General features: G+C 63.2%; 19 protein-coding genes. 8 read left to right on the forward strand and 11 right to left on the reverse strand.

All coding sequences use genetic code 11. The annotated features are described in order from the left end of the window. The first annotated feature begins 38 nt into the window (after positions 1 to 38). Complete coding sequence (locus tag BM374_RS15835) at positions 39 to 1124, forward strand: hypothetical protein (protein WP_143270198.1); 1086 nt, start codon at positions 39 to 41, stop codon at positions 1122 to 1124. A gap of 11 nt (positions 1125 to 1135) precedes the next feature. Here BM374_RS15835 and BM374_RS15840 read toward each other — a convergent pair whose 3' ends face one another. Next, positions 1136 to 2242 (reverse strand): alpha/beta fold hydrolase, encoded by a 1107-nt coding sequence (locus tag BM374_RS15840; RefSeq protein WP_092293726.1) that lies wholly within the window; start codon positions 2240 to 2242, stop codon positions 1136 to 1138. Positions 2243 to 2308: 66 nt separating this feature from the next. Then, complete coding sequence (locus BM374_RS15845) at positions 2309 to 2668, reverse strand: DUF427 domain-containing protein (RefSeq protein ID WP_092293728.1); 360 nt, start codon at positions 2666 to 2668, stop codon at positions 2309 to 2311. Between the two features lie 176 nt (positions 2669 to 2844). On the opposite strand from BM374_RS15845, the gene BM374_RS15850 reads away from it, so the two are divergent. Further along, positions 2845 to 3081 (forward strand): BolA family protein, encoded by a 237-nt coding sequence (locus tag BM374_RS15850; protein ID WP_092293730.1) that lies wholly within the window; start codon positions 2845 to 2847, stop codon positions 3079 to 3081. A gap of 40 nt (positions 3082 to 3121) precedes the next feature. Beyond that, complete coding sequence (locus BM374_RS15855; RefSeq protein WP_177248340.1) at positions 3122 to 4318, forward strand: low temperature requirement protein A; 1197 nt, start codon at positions 3122 to 3124, stop codon at positions 4316 to 4318. A gap of 14 nt (positions 4319 to 4332) precedes the next feature. Here the strand turns inward: BM374_RS15855 and egtD are convergent, their stop codons facing one another. Both egtD and egtB read right to left on the reverse strand, forming a co-directional pair. After that, positions 4333 to 5304: an L-histidine N(alpha)-methyltransferase gene (egtD, locus tag BM374_RS15860; protein WP_177248341.1), complete on the reverse strand. Its 972-nt coding sequence runs from the start codon at positions 5302 to 5304 to the stop codon at positions 4333 to 4335. 50 nt (positions 5305 to 5354) lie between these two features. Then, on the reverse strand, positions 5355 to 6653 hold the full coding sequence (egtB, locus tag BM374_RS15865) for an ergothioneine biosynthesis protein EgtB (RefSeq protein ID WP_177248342.1): 1299 nt from the start codon (positions 6651 to 6653) through the stop codon (positions 5355 to 5357). Positions 6654 to 6892: 239 nt separating this feature from the next. On the opposite strand from egtB, the gene grxD reads away from it, so the two are divergent. Genes grxD through BM374_RS15885 form a run of 4 tightly spaced genes read left to right on the forward strand, consistent with a single transcriptional unit; the run spans position 6893 to position 10343 of the window. After that, the gene (gene grxD, locus BM374_RS15870; RefSeq protein ID WP_080140390.1) at positions 6893 to 7219 is read left to right on the forward strand and encodes a Grx4 family monothiol glutaredoxin; all 327 of its coding nucleotides are present in this window, start codon (positions 6893 to 6895) and stop codon (positions 7217 to 7219) included. 3 nt (positions 7220 to 7222) lie between these two features. Further along, the gene (locus tag BM374_RS15875) at positions 7223 to 7774 is read left to right on the forward strand and encodes an O-acetyl-ADP-ribose deacetylase (RefSeq protein WP_092293737.1); all 552 of its coding nucleotides are present in this window, start codon (positions 7223 to 7225) and stop codon (positions 7772 to 7774) included. A gap of 45 nt (positions 7775 to 7819) precedes the next feature. After that, a complete protein-coding gene (locus tag BM374_RS15880) occupies positions 7820 to 9106 on the forward strand; it encodes a serine hydrolase domain-containing protein (RefSeq protein WP_177248343.1) in 1287 nt (428 codons plus the stop codon). Beyond that, positions 9087 to 10343: a serine hydrolase domain-containing protein gene (locus BM374_RS15885; RefSeq protein WP_092293741.1), complete on the forward strand. Its 1257-nt coding sequence runs from the start codon at positions 9087 to 9089 to the stop codon at positions 10341 to 10343. The genes BM374_RS15880 and BM374_RS15885 overlap by 20 nt, the downstream gene beginning before the upstream one ends. Here BM374_RS15885 and BM374_RS15890 read toward each other — a convergent pair whose 3' ends face one another. From BM374_RS15890 to murI, 5 genes are all read right to left on the reverse strand, one after another. Beyond that, the gene (locus tag BM374_RS15890) at positions 10344 to 11411 is read right to left on the reverse strand and encodes a threonine aldolase family protein (RefSeq protein ID WP_092293743.1); all 1068 of its coding nucleotides are present in this window, start codon (positions 11409 to 11411) and stop codon (positions 10344 to 10346) included. Positions 11412 to 11500: 89 nt separating this feature from the next. Further along, the gene (gene rpsD, locus BM374_RS15895) at positions 11501 to 12118 is read right to left on the reverse strand and encodes a 30S ribosomal protein S4 (RefSeq protein ID WP_092293745.1); all 618 of its coding nucleotides are present in this window, start codon (positions 12116 to 12118) and stop codon (positions 11501 to 11503) included. A gap of 198 nt (positions 12119 to 12316) precedes the next feature. Continuing rightward, the gene (locus BM374_RS15900) at positions 12317 to 13084 is read right to left on the reverse strand and encodes an acyltransferase (RefSeq protein ID WP_092293747.1); all 768 of its coding nucleotides are present in this window, start codon (positions 13082 to 13084) and stop codon (positions 12317 to 12319) included. A 228-nt stretch (positions 13085 to 13312) separates the two neighbouring features. Continuing rightward, positions 13313 to 14086, reverse strand: coding sequence for an HpcH/HpaI aldolase family protein (locus tag BM374_RS15905; protein ID WP_092293749.1), 774 nt, complete (start codon positions 14084 to 14086; stop codon positions 13313 to 13315). 62 nt (positions 14087 to 14148) lie between these two features. Continuing rightward, complete coding sequence (gene murI / locus BM374_RS15910) at positions 14149 to 14946, reverse strand: glutamate racemase (RefSeq protein ID WP_092293751.1); 798 nt, start codon at positions 14944 to 14946, stop codon at positions 14149 to 14151. 342 nt (positions 14947 to 15288) lie between these two features. Between murI and BM374_RS15915 the strand changes: the two genes are divergently transcribed. Continuing rightward, the gene (locus BM374_RS15915; RefSeq protein WP_092294928.1) at positions 15289 to 15930 is read left to right on the forward strand and encodes a glutathione S-transferase family protein; all 642 of its coding nucleotides are present in this window, start codon (positions 15289 to 15291) and stop codon (positions 15928 to 15930) included. A gap of 7 nt (positions 15931 to 15937) precedes the next feature. On the opposite strand, the gene BM374_RS15920 is transcribed toward BM374_RS15915, so the two are convergent. After that, on the reverse strand, positions 15938 to 16744 hold the full coding sequence (locus BM374_RS15920; protein WP_177248344.1) for a Crp/Fnr family transcriptional regulator: 807 nt from the start codon (positions 16742 to 16744) through the stop codon (positions 15938 to 15940). A 244-nt stretch (positions 16745 to 16988) separates the two neighbouring features. Beyond that, entirely contained in the window at positions 16989 to 18071 is a 1083-nt protein-coding gene (locus tag BM374_RS15925) for a SecDF P1 head subdomain-containing protein (RefSeq protein ID WP_092294930.1), read from the reverse strand. Between the last annotated feature and the right edge of the window lie 147 nt (positions 18072 to 18218).

Raw genomic sequence — 18218 nt, forward strand, 5'->3', positions numbered from 1 at the left:
TGGGGCGAATATTTTCAGTGGTTAGGACAGTATTGTCCGTGCCCGTCGGCTTGTGCCTCGGCGTAACGTGCTTTGTTAGTTTTATGTTGTTGGGCAGTGAGGCCGCTGAGCGGCAAGGCGCGGCGGTCCCCAAGACGTTGCCGCCGACCGAGATCGGCAGACGCATTGCGTCCCTTCCCAACTACGCTCATTTTGGATTTTCAGGCGTCGCGTTTGATGCTGACCGGCTCTATGTCACGACCAACATCGGGCTGATCGAGGTGCAGGGTACCAGTGTCAAGTCTTTGCACAGCTGGTACTTGCGCGACGATGTCCTTGAGTGGCCGTGGGCAGACAGGGCGAGCAAGAGCCTTTGGCTTCAGCATATCCACGACGGCGTCCTGCGAAGGCTTGATGAGACTGGCTGGCATCTCGTCGCCCTTCCGGCCCCGCCGAATGCTTATGGTTACTATACCCGTGGCGATATGGTTGCAGGCTTCCATGTGACGTCCGATGCAACTGGTTTGCACCTCGTCGGGGCAGATCATGTCTGGACCTGGAGCCCGCCCGATCGCTGGATCTTGGATACGTCGCCATCGGCGCCGGAATACAGCGGGTCTGTTGGCGTGGCCTTTTCGCGCGGCCGAGAAGCGCGAATCATGCGTTTGGGGTCTTGTTTCGGAGGGCCCTTGCCCTGCGACTATGCCTTCTACTGGCGAAATGGCCAGGACTGGAGCGAACCCAGGACCTTGCCGATGACACGCCCGAGCCAGATTCTAGGAACTGCGGATGGCGTTTTTGCAAGAGACGACAAGGGCGAGCTCGTTCGGCTCGATGACGAGAGCGCTGTCGTGCTTGAAACGCCGGGGAAATGTGAAGCCGTTGCGCTGACATCTTCCGGCAAACTGATGGCGAGCTTTGTCGGCGCCGGAGTTTTCACGTTGACCTCGGACGGATGGACGAAGATTTTGGACTCTCCGTATGGACCGTCGGAAGGCGAGCACAGGGCTTATCTTGCCGAGAAGGATGGGACCGTCGCTTATGCAACTGATGGGAAATTGGAAAATTCAGGCACCACAGCGCTTTGGGTCGCGGAAGGCGGCCGTTGGACTCGTATTGATGTCGAGCATGCGGCCAAGAACTGAGCAATGAGCGGTCAATTGAGTGCAAGCGGTCTCACGTAGGCGACCAGCTCCGCCAGGAACTCGTCGGGACGATCGAACGGCATGAAATGCCCCCCGCCCTGTACGCGGACGAATTCCTTATGGGGCGCCGTGATCTGGTTGAAGAGCTGTTCGACCGGCTCGATCGGCGTGTTGTAGTCCGCATCGCCCTCGATGAAGATCATCGGGATCGGAAACGCGAGTCCGAGCGAGGCGACGTCGCCCTTGAACATCGGGCCGTCTCGTCCGCGCAGATATCTTGCGGAGAAGGCCATGCCTTTGCGCCAGTTGTACCAGTCCAGCAGCGAGAAATCCGGCATGAACGGGGGCGGGATTGGACCCGCCAGCTCGAAGCTCTCGATGGATGGCAGCGCCAGCGCCTTGCTCCATCTGTCGGCAACAAGACGATTCCGTGGATTCATCAGAGGCTGTTCGGTAATCGGCGCCAACTCTGCCAAAGCCTCGCTGTTGCCGGCGGACTGCGCCAACTCTCGCAGATGCTTGATCGCGAGCTCGAATGACTTCTCGAATGTCACCCTTCCGACCACCTGTCCCGTGCCGACATAGGCATAAAACAGATCCGGCCGCTGCTTGACGATGTGAATGCCCAGGAACGAACCCCAGGAATGCCCGACCAGGATAATCTTGTCTTTGTGCAAATGCGCTCGCAAATACTCGGCCAGCTCGATGCCATCCTGCGTCATTCGCTCCAAGGTCATTGATGGCGCGAGCGCATCCTCGCCAGCGGCGCCATAGGTGCGGCCGGCGCCGCGCTGGTCCCATTGCACGACGGTGAAATGCTTTTCCCAGGGAAGCCAGCCCGATGAGATCGGCCAGCTCGAGCCTCCGGGGCCGCCGTGGACGAACAGGAGAACCGGGTTGTCCCGATCCTCGCCGCGGATTTGAATCCATTGCTTGATGCCGCCGATGTCGACATATGCGCCCTCCTGCACCCCATTGGGGGAATGGATCGCGAGAACCTCAGCGGCAAGATGCTGGCGATAGGCACGAAACCCAAGTCCGGCAGCGGCGATCGCAACGAGGACGCCCGCCAATCCCAGCAACGAGACCCCGATCAGTCTTGCGGCCTTGTGCGGCATCCTGTGCCTTGTATCGACGGGGGAAAGGCAGCCTGATGGCTGCCCCGGCTCTACGGCGGCGTCAGTCTATCCCACTTCCTCGATCTTCACCTTGTCCGGATAAAAGGCGAGGTGGCCTGAAATCTCCGTCATCGCAGGGAACGGCGTCTCGTAGGTCCAGATGGCATTGTCGAGCGTCTTGCCGTCGGCCTTGATGCTGTAATAGCTGGCGTCGCCCTTGTAGGGGCAGTGGGTGGTGCGGTCGGTGCGCTCCAGCAGCTCCATGTTGGCATCCTCCCGCGGCAGATATTGCACTGCCGGATACTTAGCCTCCTTCAGCGTCAGCGCCCTGGTGCTCTCGGCAATCACGATATCGCCCGCCATGACGCGAACGCGGCGGGGGTTTGGGGTGATGGTGATGGGGTGGTCCGGCCCTGGAAGCTTCATATCTTCACGCCTTTTCGATCATTCTGCCGTGCGCGGCACTTTGTCGTGCCTTTATCCCGATGGGATCAGGGATATAGTGCCTGAGAGCGTGACGTAGAAGGCCGTTCACGCTAAGTTTGGTCCTGCCGGGCCGGGGACCCCCGGCAGCGATTCGACGAGACAGGAGCAAGACCCGAATGCCCATGGACGCCCACGATATCGAGGCGATGATCAAGGCAGCGATCCCCGATGCCGAGGTGACCATCCGTGACCTCGCCGGCGACGGCGACCACTATGCCGCGACCGTGATCTCGGAATCCTTCCGCGGCAAATCCCGCGTCCAGCAGCACCAGATCGTCTACCGGTCCCTGCAAGGCCAGATGGGTGGCGTGCTGCATGCGCTGGCGCTGCAAACCGGCGTGCCAGGCAGCTGACCTGATCGGCACCTGATCTGATCGCGCGACGGGGACGATGATGGCTGCGGACAACAAGCGCGGCGCGATGTTTCGCGTCATCGTGCCGAACCAGCCGAGTCGCGTCACCAATGCCGAGCTGTTCTTCGATCTCGTCTTCGTCTTCGCGGTCACCCAGATCTCGCACACGCTGCTGCACCATTTCACGCCACTCGGGGCGGTGCATGTCACGGTGTTGTTTCTCGCCGTGTGGTGGGTGTGGGTCTACACCGCCTGGGTCACCAACTGGCTCAACCCCGAGCTGACGCCGGTCCGCCTCCTGCTGTTTTCGATGATGCTGGGCGGCCTCGTGCTGTCGACGACGATCCCGACCGCCTTCGAAGGGCGGGGCCTGTGGTTTGCGGTGGCCTATGCGGTCATGCAGGTCGGTCGGACTGCGTTCTGGATGTTCGCGACGCCGCGCCATCGCACGGCGGTCCGGCACAACGCAATTCGCATCCTGGTCTGGCTCTCGATCTCGGCGGTGTTGTGGATCGCAGGCGGCCTTTCCGAAGGAGAGACGCGGCTATGGCTGTGGATCGCCGCGGTCACCTGGGAATACATCTCGCCCGCGGTGCGCTTCTGGGTACCGAGGCTGGGCTTCTCGTCGGTCGAGGCCTGGGCCGTCGAGGGCAGCCACATGGCCGAGCGCTGCTCTCTCTTCGTGATCATCGCGCTCGGCGAAGCCGTGGTCGTCAACGGCGCGACCTTTGCCGAGCTGGACTGGACCGCAGACAACATGCTCGCCTTCATCGCAGCATTGGTCGGCAGCATTGCGATGTGGTGGGTCTATTTCCACAAAGGCGCGGAGGCCGGCTCCGAGCGCATCTCGAAATCAGCCGAATCCGGCCGGCTGGCGCGGCTCGCCTACACCTACCTGCACATGCCGATCGTCGCCGGCATCATCCTCACGGCGGTCTCGGACGAATTGGTGCTGAAGCACCCCTCTGACCATTCCGACGTGCGTATCATCGTCAGCACGATCGGCGGCCCCCTGGTGTTTCTGGTCGGCACCATCCTGTTCAAGCACGCGATCCGGGGCTTCCTCCAGCTCTCTCACGGCGTTGGCATCATCCTGATGCTGGCGCTGTGGTGGTTCGCCGCCGAGTTGTCGGCGCTTTGGCTGTCGGTCGTGACGAGTGCGATCATGATCGTCGTCGCGGTGTGGGAGTCGGTGTCGTTGGGGGCGAAGCCGGAGGAAGAGGCCGGGGAGCGTTGAGGCGCCGGAGCCTTTTACTCCGCCGCCTCCAAGGCATGGACCGAGAACATCTTCGCTGCATCCGTCCAGCTCTCGCGCACGCGCCAGCCGGCGCCTTGTGCCAGCGCGGCGAAGCGCTCGATGCTGTATTTGTAGCTGTTCTCGGTATGGATGCTCTCGCCCGGCTTGAACGAGAAGCTGGTGCCGAGCAGGCGCACGGTCTGGCTCTTGCGGCTGATCAGATGCATCTCGATGCGATGACACGCGTGATTGTAGATCGCCCGATGGGTGAAGGCGGAGAGGTCGAAATTGCCGCCGAGCTCGCGGTTGATCCGCACCAGGACATTGAGATTGAAGCGCGCGGTGACGCCGGCCGCATCATTATAGGCGGCATGGAGCAGGCGCTCTTCCTTCTCGAGGTCGGCGCCGACGATCATCTGCGCGCCGCGGCCGAGGATTTGGCGAGCGCTCTTCAGGAACGCCTGCGCTTCGTGCGGTTCGAAATTGCCGATGGTCGAGCCGGGGAAGAAGCCGACTTTGGGCATTGACGCGACCGCCTTCGGCAGCTCGAACGGCGTGGTGAAATCGGCGGCCACCGGATAGATGCCGAGCGCAGGGAAATCGCGCTTCAAGCCGTTGGCCTGCGCCTGAAGGAAGTCGCCGGAGATGTCGACCGGAACATAAGCTGCGAATTTCGCCTGGTTCAGCAGCAGCCGGACCTTCGTGGTCGCGCCGGCGCCGAACTCGACCAGCGCGGCATTTTCCGGAATGATCTTCGCGATCTCGCTGCCGCGCTCTTTCAGGATCGATAGCTCGGTGCGCGTCGGATAATATTCCGGCAGGCGCGTGATCGCCTCGAACAGCTCCGATCCCGTCGCGTCGTAGAAATATTTCGGCGACAGTTTCTTCGGCTGCTGCGAGAGGTCCTCAATGGCCTCGCGGGCGAAGACAGTGGTCTGCTCGTCGGGAAGATGGGCTTCGGCCAAAGCGCTGGCGTGCACATTCATGATACTCTCCTGAACGCGCTGTCCGGCGCGCATCGATCGTCGGATGAGAACTAGAAATAGTCAGCGAGCCGCAACCCCGTGAATTGCCAACGGTGGTGCGGATAGAAGAAGTTGCGATAAGTGACGCGGCTGTGACCCACGGGCGTCGCCAGCGAGGAGCCGCGCAGCACGAGTTGGTTGACCATGAACTTGCCGTTATATTCGCCGAGCGCGCCTTCAATGGCGCGATAGCCGGGGTAGGGAGAATACGAAGAGCGGGTCCACTGCCAGACGATGCCGAAGGCATCGTTGAGCTGCCCCGCGCGGGCCGCGACCTCCCATTCCATCTCGGTCGGCAGATGCTTGCCGGCCCAGCGCGCGAACGCATCGGCCTCGTAATAGCTGATATGGCAGACGGGCGCGTCCGGATCGACCGGCTTCAGGCCGGCGAGCGTCATCACTTGCCATCCGCCGTCGAGCTCGCGCCAATGACCCGGGGCCTGCCAGTCTTCCTTGCTGGCCGCGGCGAAGCCGTCCATCAGCCACAGCGTTGCTTTCGCGTAACCGCCATCGCGCATGAACGCGAGCCATTCGCCATTGGTGACGAGATTGCGGGCGACCTTCACCGGGCCGACGAGCGCGCGGTGCGCGGGCTTCTCGTTGTCGAAATGGAAGCTGTCGTCGACGTGGCCGACGGTGTGGATGCCTTCATTGAGCGTCAGCCAGTCGTCGCCCGTGCGCGTCGCGGCCGGAAAGCGCCAGTCCTTGTCGTATGCCGGATAGACCGGGTTCTGCGCGAAGGCGTGGAGGATGTCGGTGAACATCAATTCCTGATGCTGCTGCTCGTGGTTCAGCCCGACCTCGACCAGTGGCGCGATGGCGCGAAGCTTGTCCTCACCGGCGTCGCGGAAGAACTTGACGACCGCAGCATCGACATAGCTGCGATAGGCGCCGACCTCACCCGCGCTCGGCCGGGTGATGTCGCCGCGATGATTGCGGGCATGGCGCGGGCCCGCGCTGACGTAATAGGAATTGAACAGGAAGGCGAAGTCGGGATGGAAAGGCCGGTAGCCTGGCGCATGCTCCCCGAGCAGAAACTGCTCCCAGAACCAGGTGGTATGGGCCCGGTGCCATTTGGTTGGACTTGCATCCGGCATCGATTGGATCTGCTGATCCTCCGGCGAAAGCGGCGCCGCCCGGCGCTCGGTCTCGTTGCGCACGGCAAGAAAGGCGGTCTCGAGCCCTTGAGCGAGGCCGCCTGGGGCGACCGACGGTGACGAAAGCGGCGGCGTGGCCGTAGCGGAGGCTTGTTTCGTCACGTTTTTCTCCAGACAGGACAAGAGAACGTTGTTGGCGAGACCCGGTTCCAAAACCAGGGTTCGTCCTAGATAGGGGCTCCGTTACGGTATGAAAGTCCTCTCCGGCGATGATATTAATGTCATCAGGCTATGGAGCCGGCCCGGGGCAAACTGCCCGCCGCGAACCTGTCGCCGCCATTTTACTTTGGATGCACAACGGTTTGGGCTACATATATAGGCAGGTATCGGGTTTAAATCGGCCGAGCCGGCCCGAGGGATTTGTTAAGGGCTCTGCCCAGAAGGACACGGATATGAGCATTGCGGAATTCATCGACAACGAAGTGAAGTCGAACGACGTGGTTCTGTTCATGAAGGGGACACCGCAATTTCCGCAATGCGGGTTCTCCGGCCAGGTCGTCCAGATCCTCGACCATATCGGCGTCGGCTATAAGGGCCTCAACGTGCTGGAATCCGCTGAGCTCCGCAACGGCATCAAGGAATACTCGAACTGGCCGACGATTCCGCAGCTCTACGTGAAGGGCGAGTTCGTCGGCGGCTGTGACATCGTCCGCGAGATGTTCCAGGCCGGTGAATTGCAGCAGCTCTTCTCCGAGAAGGGCGTCGTCGTCGCGGCCTGATCCGTGACGGTGCTGACCCGCCGGATCGGCGGCGTCCAGCTCGATGTCATCGTTGCCGACATCACAACGTTGAGCGTTGGCGCCATCGTCAACGCCGCCAATACGTCGCTCCTTGGCGGGGGCGGCGTAGACGGCGCGATCCATCGGGCGGCCGGTCCCGAGCTCGTCGCCGAGTGCCGCATGCTGCACGGCTGCAAGACCGGCGACGCCAAGATCACCGGGGGATATCGGCTTAAGGCCGCGCATGTGATCCACACCGTCGGGCCGGTCTGGAACGGCGGCACGCGCGGCGAGGACGATCTACTCGCCTCCTGCTATCGGCGCGCGATGGAACTATGCGGCAAGCACAGCCTGACCTCGGTGGCATTTCCCGCGATTTCGACCGGCATCTATCATTTTCCGGCCGACCGGGCGGCCGAGATCGCCATTCGCAGCACTATCGAAGGACTCACCGCCGCACCATCCGTTGCTCGGGTCGTTTTCTGCTGCTTCTCCGAGCCAAGCGCCGAGCTCCATGCCGAGGCGCTCGCGCGGCACAGCAGCCCTTGTGCCTGACGACCCGCCCGGTACACTTCGCCGGCCATGTTCCGGGGAGGGGATATGATTTTAAGTTTCGGACGATTTGCCTTGCTCTGCGGGGCGCTTCTATCGCTCGGCGCGATGTCGGTCGCGCGCGCGGAAGGCACTTACGAGATTCCCGCCGGCGCCCATTTCAACCAGGACAAGCTCGCCAAGGTCAGCGAGTTCTTCGAGAACGAGGTCGCGACCGGCAAGATCGCGGGGGCAACCGTGCTGATCAAGCAGCACGGCAAGCCGGTCTATCACGAAGCCTTCGGCGTGCAGGACGTGGTGAGCAAGGCGCCGATCACCGACAAGACCATCTTCCGCCTGTTCTCGATGAGCAAAGCGATCACCTCCGTCGTCGCGATGCAATTGATCGAGGACGGCAAGATCAAGCTCGACGATCCGCTCTCGAAATACATCCCGTCCTTTGCCAATGTGAAGGTCGGCGTCGAAAAGAAAGCCGAGGACGGAACCAAGTCGCTCGAGCTCGTGCCGCCCAACCGGCCGATCACCATCCACGATTTGATGACCCACACCTCGGGCATTACCTATGGTTTCTACGGCGACAGCCTGGTCCGCAAGGCCTATCGCGACGCCAACATCTACGCAGGCGATTTCGACCTCGCCGAGTTCGCCGAGCGCATCGCCAAGCTGCCGCTGCACAACCAGCCGGGCGCGCTCTGGCAATACGGTCATTCCACCGACGTCCTGGCGCGCGTGATGGAGATCGCGGCCGGTAAGCCGCTGATCGACATCATGCGGGAGAAACTGCTCGACCCGCTCGGGATGGTCGATACCGGCTTCTTCGTCACCGACCCCGCCAAGCAGAAGCTTCTGGCGCAGCCGGTTCCGAATGACAGTGACTTCCGTGTCGGCCGCATCAACGATCCGACCGTCGTCAAGAAGATCCAGTTCGCCAGCGGCGGCATGGTGACGACCATGGCCGACTATGAGCGCTTCGCCCAGATGCTGCTCAACGGCGGCACGCTCGACGGCAAGACCATTTTGAAGCCCGCGACGTTCAAGCTGATGACGACCGACCAGATCGGCCCGAATTCAGGCGTCGATCGCGATTATTTCTATTTCCCCGGCGATGGCTTCGGCTTCGGCCTCGGGCTTGCAATCCGCACCGATCCCGGCAACGCCAAGCCGCCGCCGCCCGGCGACCTCGGCGAGCTGAAATGGGATGGCGCCTCCGGCTGCTATTTCGTGATCGATCCCAAGCAAGACATGTTCTTCGTCCTGCTGGAGCAGACCCCGAGCGAGCGCCAGCGCGTGCAGCGGACGCTGAAGCAGTTGATCTATGAGGCCATGGAGAACTGAGGCTCTCGTCCTCGTTGCCGCGTTTGCTCTGCTGATCGCTGCGGCGCGGCCGGTCCGCGCCGAAATGCCGCTCGCCCGCAGCTTCACGGCTGCGGGACTTGCGCGCGTCAGCGCGTTTCTCGGTGGCGAGGTCGCCGCCGGCAGGATTCCCGGCGCGATCCTGCTGATCCAGCAGCACGGCAAGCCCGTGCTCTCCGAAACGTTTGGCCTGCGCAACGCGCGGACGGCGCAGCCGATGACGGAGGACACCATCTTTCGCCTCTACTCGATGTCGAAGCCGATTACCTCGGTGGCGGCGATGATGCTGGTCGACGACGGCAAGCTCGTGCTCGACGATGCTGTCGCGAAATACATTCCGGCCTTCGCCGATGTGCAGGTTGGCGTCCCCGCGGCCGACGGCAAGCTGGCGCTCCAGCCGCTGACGCGGCCGATCACGGTGCGCGACCTGCTTCGACATACCTCCGGCATCACCTACGGCTTTTACGGCGACAGTCACGTGCGCAGGCTCTATGCGCAGGCCGGCCTGTTCGACGGCGATCCCGATAACGCGGAGTTCGTCGCGCGGCTCGCGCGCCTGCCGCTGGCCGAGCAGCCGGGAACGCTGTGGGATTATGGCCATTCCACCGACGTGCTCGGGCGGGTGATCGAGGTGATCTCGGGCCTGTCGCTCTATCAATTCGAGAAGCAGCGGCTGCTCGATCCCTTGGGGATGCGGGACACCGCATTCTTCGTCGCCGACGAGGCCAAGCGGCCGCTGATCGCCGAGCCCTTGCCTGGCGACTGGTTCGACCGTCCCGTCGCCGGCATCACCGAGGCGACAGCGCCGCGTCGCTGGGAATCCGGCGGCGCCGGCATGGTCGGCACGATTCGCGACTACGCGCGCTTTGCGCAAATGCTGCTCAATGGCGGCGAGCTCGATGGTCGCCGCTATCTCAGGCGCGAGACGGTGGCGCTGATGGCGTCGGAGCAGATCGGCGAGGGGAGCGGCGTGATGAAGGATCCCGGGTTTTACTTTCCGGGGCGCGACAGCGGCTTTGGTCTCGGCTTTGCCGTGCGCACTGTGGCCAACGGCCCGTTGCCGGCGGGCGAATTCCGCTGGGACGGTGTCGCCGGCACCTTCTTTTTCATTGATCCCGCCGACGATATGTTCGTGATCTGCATGATGCAGTCGCCCGCGCAACGCGGCCCGATCGAGGACGAGCTGAAGCAGCTGGTCTATACGGCGTTGGTGCGCTGATTACGCTGCGCGCACGATCTCCCGGACGTGTCCGATCATCTCTTCGATCTGACCGGCATTGACGTCGAGATGGGTGCAGGCACGGATGCGGCCGTCCATCATCGCGAGCGACACGCCGCGCTGACGCAGCGCCGCGACCATCTTGTCGCCGGGAACGCCGGCGCCGTCGGGCTTGAAGAATACGAGATTGGTCTCGGGCTCCTGCACCTCGATGCCTGGTATCTGCGACAGTCCGCGTGCGAGCGCGCGCGCATTGGCGTGGTCGTCGGCAAGGCGCTCGACGTGATGATCGAGCGCGTAGATGCAGGCGGCGGCGCAGATGCCGGCCTGCCGCATCGAGCCGCCAAGGCGCTGCTTCCATTGCCAGACCGCATCGATGAAGGCGCGGGAGCCCGCGAGCACGCCGCCGATCGGTGCGCCCAATCCCTTGGAAAAGTCGATCCAGGCCGAATCCCAGCCTGCGGTCATATCGCGCGGGGAGATGCCGCTTGCCACGGTGGCGTTGAGGAGGCGCGCGCCGTCCATGTGGGTGACGAGGCCGTGTTGCCTGGCGATCGCGACGATCTCGTCGAGCGCGGCTTTCTTCCAGACCGTGCCGCCGCCGATATTGGCGGTCTGCTCGACGCTGACGACGGTTTGCGGCGGCTGGTAGCGCGTGCGCGGGTGCAGCGCCTTGCGGAACGTCTCCGGCGTGAACTGGCCGTCCGGGCCCTTGAGCTGCGTGACCTGGAAGCCGCCGATCGCAGCATGCGCGCCGCCCTCGCGGGCGATTATGTGCGCGGTTTCGTGCGCGAGAATCTCGTCGCCCGGACGACAATGCACCAGCGTCGCGGTGACGTTGCACATCGTGCCCGAGGGCATGTAGACGGCCGCCTCCTTGCCGAGCAGCGCGGCGACGCGCTCGCACAGCGCATTCACGGTCGGATCGTCCCCGACCTGCTCGTCGCCGACTTCCGCCCGCGCCATCGCCTCGCGCATCCCAGTTGTCGGCTTGGTCTGCGTGTCCGAGAGCAGATTGATGCGCACCGGCGGCGCCTTGGGATCGATTGGGGGAGGGGTGTAGAGCATGCGACGGCTCCTGAAAGCATTGCGGCCACTGAAATGTGGCTCTTAAGCAAAAAGGCCCCGGCGAACCGGGGCCTTTCGATATTCAGATCTTAGCGCGAATAGAATTCGACGACCAGATGGGGCTCCATCTGCACCGGGAACGGCACGTCGGAGAGGCCGGGGACGCGCACGTACTTGGCCGTCATCTTGCCGTGGTCGACTTCGAGATAGTCGGGGGTGTCGCGCTCGGGGAGCTGGCTCGCTTCGAGGACGTGGGCGAGCTGCTTGGAGGCTTCCTTCACCTCGATCACGTCGCCGACCTTCACCTGGTAGCTCGAGATGTTGACCTTGCGGCCGTTCACCTTGATGTGGCCGTGGTTGATGAACTGGCGGGCGGCGAAGATCGTCGAGACGAACTTGGCGCGGTACACGACCGCGTCGAGACGACGCTCCAGGAGGCCGATCAGGTTCTCGCCGGTGTCACCCTTGAGGCGGCTCGCCTCGACATAAATGCCGTGGAACTGACGCTCGCTGATGTTGGCGTAGTAGCCCTTCAGCTTCTGCTTGGCGCGCAGCTGCACGCCGAAGTCGGAGAGCTTGCCCTTGCGGCGCTGGCCATGCTGGCCGGGGCCGTACTCGCGGCGGTTCACGGGGCTCTTCGGGCGGCCCCAGATGTTCTGGCCCATACGGCGATCGAGTTTGTACTTCGCCTCACTGCGCTTAGTCATCGCGTCCTCTTCGGTTGCATGATTTGAGGAAACGCGCCCTCCTGTGTGACGGGCTAGCCCGGCACTGACAGGTCCAATCCCCAAAGCCAGAGGGAGCGGACCACGGGTCGCGAAACGCTTCGCGGGCCGAAATCGGCCCGCGAGCAGGGGGCTTTTAGGGGAGTTTGGGCCGATTTGTCAATGCGAATGACCCTGGAATCAGGTCCGGACCGCTCGGATGGGCTTTAACCCCCCTGTCCGCAATTCGGCAGCGATTTCAGTGTTCAGGACCTGTTCCAGCCGAGTCAGAACCCTGGCGATGGGGGCGGCGTCCGTAACCCGGTGGTCCCAGCGGATCACAACGTGAATGGTCTGGTCGGGTTCGACCATCCCATAGCTGACAATGAAGGGCCCGGGCGTGATTGGGTGAAGCTCGCCACCGCCATAGGCTGCCACCGAGCTCACTGCGAAGCTGCCGAACCAATTGCCCCGCTGCCGGCCGAAATTGAGCCCCACGGCCCAGAACAGGCGCCGCAGCGGCAGCGGCAGGCGGGTCGCCCGCATGATCTTACGGAACATCGGGACGTCGTCGATCGGGGCGGTCTTGGCGCGCCGGATCTCGGTATCAACCGCAGCGAGCGTCATGGCTTCCGGGGCCGCTATACGCTGCGGCATCACGCATTCCTCGCCGCCCTCGACCCGGGCGATGGCGACCAGTGCCACGCTCTTCGGCAGCTCGTAGAGCGACGGCCAGGGCCATTTGGCATAGACGGTGCGCAGGACCGGCTCGTCCCTGGCGACGATGGCAAAAGCCTTGACGAACATCGCCGCCCAGCCCGCCGGCGCCATCGCGCCCGCTCGGGCCTCCAGCAGCGGGCGAATGTTGAGCGACCGCGACAATGAAACGAACGGCACGTCCATCGACGCCCGCATGAGATCGCAGATCAGGCGGCGCGGCAGCGAAATGGTCTTGGGCGTCCCGCGCATCGCTCTCTTTCGGTCCCCGCGGATGAAAATATGGGCAACGAGCGCGTCGCCCGCTCGCCCCTTTAGCACAACCAGCCCGCCTTGGGGTGGTCAGTTCGTCCTACTATGGCACCGGCGAAACGGGCGGGTCTTTCTTGTCAGGGTTAGAAAAAGCTAGCAATTTCAAACCCTTAAGATCGCGGCTCCGACGTTATTCATCCCACCTGCCGTGAATCTCGCAGGAACCCCTCAGCGTTTGATCCCGTCGAACGCGGCCATAATGCCGCGCTGGAATAGCGACCAGTCGAAGCCGAGCGCGATCACGCGGTAGCCGCGGTCGATCAGTTGGTTGGCCTGGTCTGCGGTGCGCGCCACGCCGCCGATCGGTACGCCGCTTCTCAGGATGCCGGCCTCGGCGCGAGCGACCAGGTCGCGCAATTCCGGATCGTCCAGCTGGCCGCGTTTGTTGATGGAGGTCGCCAGATCGCCCGGGCCGATGACGGCAACGTCGATGCCCGGCGTCGCCATGATCTCGTCGATGCGGTTGACGGCATCGACATGCTCGATGGTGACCATGCAGATCATCTCGTCGTCGGCTGACGCCATGTAGTCGGGCATCGACTGACCCCAGCGAAACGGGGCGTGGAACGGTCCCCAGAGCCGGTCGCCGCGTGGCGGATAGCGCACGCTACGTACCGCCTTCTCGGCCTCGTCGCTGTTGGTGATCATGGGAAAGTTGATGCCGAAGGCGCCGATGTCCATGGGCGCTTTTGCAAGCCACGGCTCATTCGCGGCGATTCGCACCAGGGGCGTGCAGGGCGTGCCGGTCGTCGCCGCGATCATCGCATGCGCTTCGGTGAGTCCAATCGGCCCGTGCTCGAGATCGACGATGATCCAGTCGAGCGAGCGTGCCATGATCTGCACCAACTGCACGCTCGGGATCGTCGCGATCGCGCCGAAGGCAGGGCGGCCCTCGCTCCACATCTGGCGAAGGCGATTGAGCGGCGTGGCAGGGACCGACATGGAATGACCTTCGGGAGGCGACGATGCGCGAAGCCTAGCAGCGCGCCGCTTGGGCGCAAAGGTCAGGCGACTGCGCGCCCGCCGAAGAACGGCGTCAGGGTCGGTCCGAGCCCATGCACGCGGTTCGACGTGAAAATCATCTCGGCACCCGATTGCGCGATGCCGCCGCTAGGCGGGCCGAGCAGATCGGAAACGCGGCGGGCAATCGCAGGCGCTGGATCGATCCAGTCGACCGGCCAGGGTGCCAGCCGCTCCAGCCGATCCAGTAGCAGCGGGTAATGCGTGCAGGCGAGCACGATCGTGTCGGTGCGTGCGCTCGCATCGGACGCATCGCCGACGAAGCAGGGGGCGAGCTCGGCAAGGATGTCGGCATCGCTGATCGCCTGGCCGCTGAGCTCGCGTTCGGCGAGCGAGGCAAGCTCGGGCGAGCCGATCAGCGTCACCTCGCATCCTTGCGCGAAATCGCGGATCAGCGCCCTGGTGTATTCGCGCTTGACCGTGCCCTTGGTGCCGAGCACCGAGACGCGGCGGGTCTTCGACCGGGCGCAGGCCGGCTTGATCGCGGGTACCGTGCCGACAAAGGGTACGGAATAAGCGGCACGCAGATGCGATAGGACGAGGGTGGAGGCGGTGTTGCAGGCGATGACGACGAGGTCGGGATCATGGGTGTCGATCAGCTCCCCCATCAGCGGCACCACGCGGGCGATGATTTCGTCCTCGCTGTGATGGCCATAGGGGAAGAAGGCGTCGTCAGCGACGTAGGTATAATGCGCATCCGGGCGCGCAGCCACGACCTCACGCAGCACGGTGAGGCCACCAAGGCCGGAATCGAATACCAGGATCGTCGAGGAATTGGTCACGTCAGTACCCTAGCCCCTCATGGTTACCATTCGGTTTTTAGGGCGGTTTTGCGGCGGGGACGGCTGGCGCGGACTTTTTCGGCCCGTTGAACGTGCCGAAATTCACCTCTCCGACCAAGCAACGGGGGCCTCACATCTTCTTGGTCTACGTGCTGCTGGAATTGATTGCGGTGCATGTGCTCGCAGCCCTCTGGCACTGCTTGATTCGCCGGACCGCGTCGCGGCGCGCATGGTGACGAATGACGTGGGATGGGGCCAGGCCTGATTGCTCCGCTGCGCTCGCAATGACAGCGTATGATATGGCACCGCGGCTCATCCAATTTGCGGCGCAAGGAGACTCCCATGCTCACCGTCCATCATCTCGGCAAATCGCAATCCGAACGCATCGTCTGGCTCTGCGAGGAGCTCGGGATTCCCTATGAGCTGAAGCGCTATGCGCGCGATCCCGTCACCATGCTGGCGCCGCCTGATTACAAGGCGCTGCATCCGATCGGAGCGGCGCCTGTCATCGTCGATGACGATCTCGTGCTCGCCGAATCCGGGGCCATCGTCGAATACATCATCGCCAAATACGGCAACGGCCGGCTCGTGCTCGGCCCGGATGCTCCCGATTTCGCGCAATTCCTGTACTGGTTTCACTTTGCCAACGGCACACTGCAGGCCGGCATGGGGCGGCTGATGCTGTTGAACCGGCTCAAGCTCACTGATGACAATCCGATGCTGGCCGCGATCAGGGCGCGCGTTGATCGTGCCTTCGACCTCGTCGACGCACGCGTGCGCGATGCCGAATATCTCGCCGGCAGCAGCTTTACCACGGCTGACATCATGATTGGCTTCTCGCTCACCACGATGCGCTACTTCCAGCCCTACGACCTTTCGCGCTGCCCGAACGTGGTCAGATATCTCGGCCGCATCGCTGCGCGTCCGGCTTACCGGCGTGCGATGAAGAAGGGCGATCCCGGCATGGCGCTCTTGCTGAGCTGAGCGGTGATCAGGCGATCTTGTTCGTGGTCGCCGCCTGCGCTGCGGCCAGCTGCTTCTGCAAGCGGTCGATGTTTTGCAAGAGGCGCTGGCTGGTCAGCACCAGGAAATAATAGCCGAACTGCGGATCCTGAAAGTAGATCTCGAGCAACCGGTCATAGGTAATCGTCAGCACCTGGCCGTCTTCGATGCATTCGATCGTTGCGGTGCGCCGGTTGTCCGGCGTGAGGAAGCCGAACTCGCCCATGAGGGCTCCAGGCCCGATTTCGACGCCGATCTCCTTCACGAGGAATTTGCCGGTGACGGTGAGAAGCATCTCCTTGGCCGGATCGCCCAATCTGAACAGCGTGTCGCCGCGGCGGTATTTGCGCTCGGCCATGAACGGCTTGAGCCATTCGATCGACATGTCGCCTTCGGCCGCATGACGCGCCTTCTTGACCAGCTTGAGCATCTGCCGCAGGCGAAAAGCGTTGATCGGAAGCAGCAGCAGATACAGCAGGAACGTCGAGACGTTGGCCGATAGGGCGCCGAAAAGGGCGAAGAAGGCGCAACCGACCATGTTGGCGACGCGCAGGGGCACCATCGTCCGCATCAGGAGTGTGGCAACGAAGAAGACGGCGCCAACCGCGGCGAACATGTTGGCCAGCGTGATGTTGTGAACGAAGATCTCGAGCAAGCGGTTGAAGATCGCGTCCCAAGTGACGTTGTTGGGGTCGAGGCCCATCTGGACCAGGATCTTCGCGATCCTGAGATTGTCCGTTGCCGCATCCAGAATGCGGTCGAGGATCGACGAAATGTCTACGCTGCCGGACGGCATGGTACTAACCCCGCATAAGGCCTTCAGTCCCGGTATCCGCGGCAGGTATAACCGAAATCGAATGACGACCGCTTGAAATGAAGCCTTCGGCCGTCCTGCCGCAAGGGGCAAATTTTAGCCTGCTCGGACGTTTCGGCAATTGCCCGTTGGTTGCGTGCATGATCCGGCAGCCCCGTGATTCGGGCGGGCGCCGCAGGCTGATTTTGCCGCCGGACAGGCCGGCGCGATCACGGGCTTTGTTCCGCTAAGGCTTGGCGCCGGGTTGGATGACCTGCTGCTCGACCAGCGTAAGGTGACCCGGTAGCGCGCCGGCGCGCAGCAGCATGGCGACGCTGTTGGCCTCGTCCAGGGTGAAATTGCCAGAGATCTGGACCGAGCCGCCGGTGATGGGCTCGCGGATCACGGGAGCGGAGATCACTCTGCCGTCGAGCACGATGGCGAAGGGTTTGCCGACGTTCTCTTCGGTGACGTGGGCGAAGCGCCGGGTGCCGCGTCCGTTGAAGCGGAACTGGGCGATCGGCTCCTTGGTGCCGGTCGCAAAGCCAGGCGCTGCATAGTTGATGTCCTCACCGTCGAGCGCACTGGCTTTGGTGACCAGATAAGGCTTCTTGTCCTTGAAGCCGAGCAGGACTTCGGAGCCCTCAGGTGGAGTGCCGGATTGCGCCTGCTCCGCCAGCATCGAAACGTCAATCGGACGGAAGCTGACCGTAACCTTGTGGGCAAAGATCGCGGTAATGCGCTCGGGATCGGTTACGCCTGGCAGAAAGATCCGGATGCGGTCGCTCCCGTCAGGAACCACGCTGGCAAGCTTGGCACCGGCGTCCTTGAGACGTTGCTCGATCATGCCGATGGCGTCTTCGACGAGATCGTGCAGCCGCGCCTTGGATGCGGCATCCGTCGGTGTGAGCCGGACGGCTCCATCGCCGCCATCGCTCATGGAAACGGCATGCGATGGCAGACCCTCCGCGGCAGATGCGAGCTTGCGCGCGAGCTGGTCGCGTCCTTTGGAGTCGGCGATCTTCACATCGACTCCGCCATCGCGGATCGCAAGGCCTGAGAAGGCGATATGGCCGTCGTGCAAGTTCTTGTAGACGTCATCGCGCAGATCCATAACGACGCCTTCGCGCAAACCCTCGCTGTCCACCTTGTAAATGATGCGCGACCCGCCCAGCTTCTCCATCTTTTCGCCGACCAAGGCCGTGATCTTGGCGCGCATCCTGTCGAACTGACTGTCCTCGGCGAGCGCAGTGCGCGGCAAGACGATCGCCGCTGCCATGGCCAAGGCGAGGATCAGTCGAGTGGCGCGGTCCCGCCGGGGCGTGGTCATGATCACCTCACGTATTGCGGCAGGACGCTGGCAGATGAGTCCAATGCCAGTTCTTGGTAGCCGGATCGGGCAGGGAGGTTCAAAAATCGCCCGGCGAGGTCTATCGCCGCAGCCGCCAGGCAATGGACGAACGCCCGATCATCCATC

Origin of the sequence: Bradyrhizobium sp. Ghvi (assembly GCF_900115265.1) — a bacterium.
Lineage (GTDB): Bacteria > Pseudomonadota > Alphaproteobacteria > Rhizobiales > Xanthobacteraceae > Bradyrhizobium.